This is a genomic window from Pseudoalteromonas sp. MTN2-4, from assembly GCF_042848605.1.
Taxonomy (GTDB): Bacteria; Pseudomonadota; Gammaproteobacteria; order Enterobacterales; family Alteromonadaceae; genus Pseudoalteromonas.
On sequence record NZ_BTGK01000067.1, the window covers coordinates 1 to 500 of the forward strand.

At 38.6% G+C, this 500-nt stretch carries 1 protein-coding gene; it reads left to right on the forward strand.

The annotated features are described in order from the left end of the window. Positions 1 to 20: 20 nt before the first annotated feature. Complete coding sequence (locus ACGHEH_RS21745) at positions 21 to 416, forward strand: hypothetical protein (protein WP_390449884.1); 396 nt, start codon at positions 21 to 23, stop codon at positions 414 to 416. Positions 417 to 500 lie beyond the last annotated feature (84 nt).

Here is a 500-nt window from a genome sequence, read left to right on the forward strand (position 1 = left end):
GCAGTCTTTGGAGGTTCTAGTTGAGCTTTTACATCAATGGAGTTGAGCCAGATATTGTTGGGAAACAATGCAAAGGCTTTTACTTAATTCAACAGCAAGAAGGCGAAACTATTACTGATCCTGCAAATGTTGCTTATCTAAAATTCGACGAGGAATGGCAGAAACTCTGCTTTGATGGGGAAACAATATTCTGGAAAAGCGGAGAATCACCTTCTGAGCCTGTAAATACTTGTTTAACTAGTAGTCTAGTATTGGTTAATTTAAATGAGTTTAAGGGGGTCGTCAGCCATGTCCTCAAGGCAGTTGGATATGAAAGCAATAATGAATCAGTATCAGCTATTTTTGAGTTTGTAGACGGAGTTACTATAAAGTTTCAGCATCATAGTTACGATGACTATACGAGCATCAACTGCTAACAAGGTTGTAAACACGGACAAATAACAGTTGGCTTTGTTCGTGCCTCACAAATTATAGCCAACTATTATTTGCCGGTTACAACG